Source organism: Longimicrobium sp. (assembly GCF_036387355.1).
Taxonomy (GTDB): domain Bacteria; phylum Gemmatimonadota; class Gemmatimonadetes; order Longimicrobiales; family Longimicrobiaceae; genus Longimicrobium.
Window position 1 is genome coordinate 1 of record NZ_DASVTX010000576.1, and the last position, 4455, is coordinate 4455.

The 4455-nt window shown below is 70.0% G+C and carries 5 protein-coding genes; 1 reads left to right on the top strand and 4 read right to left on the bottom strand.

Features of this window, described 5'->3' with window-relative positions:
* Positions 1–35: 35 nt before the first annotated feature.
* Positions 36–1376, bottom strand: a complete 1341-nt coding sequence (locus tag VF665_RS25110) for an aminopeptidase P N-terminal domain-containing protein (RefSeq protein ID WP_331056241.1) — start codon at positions 1374–1376, stop codon at positions 36–38.
* Between the two features lie 163 nt (positions 1377–1539).
* Here VF665_RS25110 and VF665_RS25115 point away from each other — a divergent pair, with 163 nt between their 5' ends.
* A complete protein-coding gene (locus VF665_RS25115) occupies positions 1540–1836 on the top strand; it encodes a hypothetical protein (protein ID WP_331056242.1) in 297 nt (98 codons plus the stop codon).
* A 61-nt stretch (positions 1837–1897) separates the two neighbouring features.
* Here VF665_RS25115 and VF665_RS25120 read toward each other — a convergent pair whose 3' ends face one another.
* The 3 genes from VF665_RS25120 to VF665_RS25130 form a co-directional block, all read right to left on the bottom strand.
* On the bottom strand, positions 1898–3085 hold the full coding sequence (locus VF665_RS25120; protein ID WP_331056243.1) for a DUF5009 domain-containing protein: 1188 nt from the start codon (positions 3083–3085) through the stop codon (positions 1898–1900).
* A 254-nt stretch (positions 3086–3339) separates the two neighbouring features.
* Entirely contained in the window at positions 3340–3660 is a 321-nt protein-coding gene (locus tag VF665_RS25125) for a hypothetical protein (RefSeq protein ID WP_331056244.1), read from the bottom strand.
* A 150-nt stretch (positions 3661–3810) separates the two neighbouring features.
* Positions 3811–4455, bottom strand: a 645-nt coding sequence (locus tag VF665_RS25130) for a hypothetical protein (RefSeq protein WP_331056245.1), incomplete at its 5' end; no start/stop codon positions are given.

Genomic DNA, 4455 nt, shown 5'->3' on the forward strand with positions numbered 1-4455 from the left:
CTATTCCCTATTCCCTATTCCCTATTCCCTACTCCCTATTCCCTGCCCTCCACGCACACCGCCTGCACCTCCTCCGCCGCGACCGGCACGCCGCGCGTGATCACCTCGCAGCCGTCCGCGGTGATGATCACGTTGTCCTCCAGCCGAATGCCGATGCCGCGCAGTTCCTCCGCCACGTCGTCCGCGTCCGCGGGAATATACAGGCCGGGCTCCACGGTGAGCACCATCCCGGGCTGCAGCGGCACCGGCGTACCGTCGCGCTCGCGGTACGGGCCGGCGTCGTGCACGTCCAGACCCAGGTAGTGCGCGGTGTTATGCATGAAGAAGCGCTTGAACGCCTCGGAGTCGATCGCGTCCTCCACCGTTCCTTCCAGCAGCCCCAGGTCGATCATTCCCTGTACCAGCACGGCGCGCGCGGCTTCGTGAATGCCGGAAACCGGCTCGCCGGGACGCGCCGCGGCGATCCCCGCGTCCAGCGCGGCGTGCACGATGTCGTAGATCTTCCGCTGCGCCTCGCTGAAGCGGCCGCTGGCGGGAAACACGCGGGTGATGTCGCCGCAGTAGAAGCCGGCGTCCGCCCCGGCGTCTACCAGCACCAGCTCGCCTTCGCCGATGCGCCGGTCGTTGGTGACGTAGTGCAGCACGGTCGCGTTCGCCCCCGACCCCACGATGCTGGGGTACGCGGTGCCGGAGTCCGGCGCGGCGGCGCGGAACATCCCGTCCAGCAGCGCTTCCAGCTCCCACTCCCCCACGCCCGCCTGCCCCGCGCGCATGACGGCCAGGTGCCCGCGCGCGCTGAGCGCCGCCGCCTCGCGGATGCGCTCCAGCTCGCCCGGCTCCTTGATCACGCGCATGCGGTCCAGCACGGCGGCGGGGTCGCGGATGTCGAACGGGCCCTTGCCCGTGCGGTGGCGGGTCCCGCGAAATCCCGTCACCAGGCGGATCATCCGCGCATCCATCTCGTTCCCGTCCGCCGAGAGCGCATACCAGAGCGCGTCCGCCGGCTCGATCAGGCCCTTCAGGTGCTCGCCAAGATCCGCGATGGGATACGCCTGGTCCGCGCCGAACCGCTCCACCGCGCCCTCCACCCCGGCGCGCGCACCCGTCCACGTCTCCCGCTCGGGGTCGCGCGGGCGCACGAAGAGGGTAAAGCGGTGCTCAGGGTCGTGGGGGGTAAGGACGGCGACGGCGCCCGGCTCCAGAAAGCCGGTCAGGTAATAGAAGTCGCTGTTCTGGCGGTAGCGCACGTCCGTGTCGCGCGACTTGATCAGCTCGGGCGCGGCGGCCAGCACGGCGACGCCCTCGCCGATGGCGTCCAGAAACCGCTCGCGGCGGGCGCGGAACGGATCGGCGGAGCGGAATTCAGTTTCGGTCATGGACGGATGCATCGGGAGTGCGGGCGGACCTCCGCCGCGGGACGTGAGGATAGACGCGGCGCCATCCGCACGCAACTCGCCTCACCGCCGTTGCGCGCTCCTTCGAAAGCGCATATCGTGGCGCGAACAGTTTCCCTCCCTCACCCACCCAGGAGCACGCCCCATGACCAAGCTCACCCTTCGCCTGGAAGACCTCACCGTGGATTCGTTCGCCACGGCGGACGCGGCCGACCCGCGCGGCACGGCGCACGGCCACATGATGATCACCGTCCCCACGGAAGATACGGCGGGGCCGCCGTGTACCGGCGAGTCGTGCCGCGACATCTGCAGCTACCAGATCTGCCCGGCCGCGCCCGTTCTCGGCGCGGCGTACCTGGCTTCCGAGCCGGCCGCCACGGAGCCGGTGGACACGGGCAACGGCGTCTGCCTCACCTGCGAGCTGACCTGCGCCCGCTGCTGACCCCAAACGCGCGGGGCGGCCCACCCCCGGCCGCCCCGCGCGTTCATCGTCCCGCCCGCCATCACACCTTGAAGAAGATCCGGCGCCGGTAGAGGATCTCCATGACGCCCGTCCAGAACAGGACGAAGCAGAGCGCAAAGGCCAGCGAGGCGTTCACGGGCGACAGCCACGACGCGAATGCGTGGTCAAAGATCCACGTCTTGAGCGAGACCGGCGCGGGCGCGGCCGGGATCTTGACCAGGTTCAGCACGCGCGCCATCAGCCCGGAAAGAAAGAACGCGGCGATGGCGTTCATCCCGAACACCAGGAACGGCCGCGCCCACCGGCTCTGCCCGCGCACGTCCACCACCCAGTAGCACATCGCCAGAAAGTTCAGCGCCATCCCCGCCGTAAAGACCACGTACGAGCTGGTCCACAGGTTCTTGTTGATGGGGAACACGGCGTGCCACACCAGTCCCGCCACCATCGCCACGTTTCCGGCGATGAACATCCCCGTCGTCTTTTCCGCGTCCGGCCGGTTGGAGCGCAGCCAGCGGCCAGCGAACACCCCCAGCATGACCGTGGCGATGGCGGGAAGGGTGCTGAAGAGCCCTTCCGGATCCCACGTCTTGGCCGAGGCCCACATGTGGTCCGTGCCGATGACCGCGCGGTCGATGAACGCGGCGAAGTTGCCGTCCTTGCTCAGGTTGCCCGCGCCGTAGCCCGGCACCGGGATGAGCCGCATGGCCGCCCAGTACACCAGCAGCAGCGCCGCCGCGGCCCACGCCTGCGCCCGCGGCTTCAGAAACAGCACCAGCGCCGCCGCCGCCACGAACGCCACGCCGATGCGCTGCAGCACGCCGGGAATGCGCAGGTGGCCCAGGTCCAGGTTGTACCAGGGAAACGACGCCAGCAGCAGCCCCAGCCCGAACAGCTTGAGCCCGCGCACCGCCGCCTTGCGCATCAGCGTGCCGCGCGGCGCCCCCCGCTGCATGGCCGGCACGAGCGAAAACGACATCGCCACGCCGACGATGAACAGAAAGAAGGGAAAGATGAGGTCCGTGGGCGTCCATCCGTGCCACTCCGCATGCTCCAGCGGCGGATAGATGGCGCTCCACGTCCCCGGATTGTTGACGAGGAGCATTCCCGCCACCGTGATGCCGCGAAACACGTCCAGCGACTGCAGGCGGCCCGCGGCGGCGGCGCGATGCGCGGCTGGCGGGACCGGCGCGGCGGAGATGGCGGAGGGAGCGGCGAGCGTTTCGGACATGGTTCCCCGGGCGATGCGGCGCGTGGCTGAATCTGACCATTATCCGCCCGTGCCGAGGGGATTGTCAAACCGGACACCCTCGATACGCGCGTGCTGCACCGGGCGTCGCGCGGATCGGGAACGCCTCTCGACCTGCGGGTCAGAGCGACGGACGAGGCGGCCCTGAACGCATGGCGCGTCCAGGGCCGCTTGTTCACGGCCGGCCCCGGCGAGGGGACCGGCCGCTTTCCTTCACGCGCGGCCGCTGCGACCGGTCAGCACAGATCCGGCGAGCACGAGGGATCGTCGCAGCTCAGGGCGACCGTGGGCGAGCAAGGGTCGTAGCCCTGGCAGGTAACGGCGTTGAACTGGGTGCCCCAGTTGCACTTGGACGACGGGTAGCAGCGGATGTCGCAGGTGAGGCCCCGGCCTCCGCCATCGGTTTCGCAGTACTGCGTGCACCCGGCGCCGTACGAGTAGTCGTCGCCCGTCGTGTCCACCAGGTTGCCGCGGACCGTCCCCCTGCGGCCGGTCGCGGCCTCGATGGAGAACGAGTCCACTGTGAGGTCGTCCAGCGCGAGCTTCATCTTCTTCATGGGATCTCCATGGGGGTAAAGAGGCGGATTTCGCATCCGCCAGCGTGGCGGAGCACACCACCGCGGGCCCACGGCGCTGCTCCACCCACGTATCGTGCGCGTGCTCCCGTCGCGGAGCGCGCAAAGCTGGCCGCGCGGCGGCTGACAAGGTCAGGGATCGATGGGTCGGCCGCCGATGCGGACCGGTTGATTGGCGATGCGAAGGCAGCTCGGAAGCGCGGGGTCGAGCGGTACGCTGGCGGCAAGGATTTCTGCCGCGCGTGCGGGGGTGCCGGAAAGCGCGCGGCAGAAGCGTACGGTGTCGCGGAGCGCGGAGTACCACAGAAGCGGCCGCGGCCCATCCACCACACCCAGAAAGCGGCCCGCCGCGTGGATCGCCGCGTGGGGCTCACCGGCGGCCAGCCGCTGGCGTAGGGTAAGCCAGGCACGCGCGTACAAATATGGATACGGGACGGTGCGGTCGCGGGCGGTCTGCTCGCGGGCCAGAAGGTCAAGCGCGCCAGCCTCGAGTTCGGGGTGCTCCGCCAGCAGCAGCGCGAGTTCGGTGACGATCTCGTTCAGAGACAGCGCGGCCAGACGCGGCGCTACCGTGGCTCCCGGCATCGCGTATGGGGCCCACGGCCACGCGGCTGCGTTCCCCTCTACGTAGTCCCACAGGCGGCAGACCGTCGCGAGGACCCTCTGCGGAGCGGTCGCGCGCCGCGCTTCCACACGCACGACGAGGTGCGCCAGGTGCAGCCGCCGCGCCTCTGCGCCGGCAAAGCCGTGGTCGTCGTGCAGCGCGTTGGTAGAGGC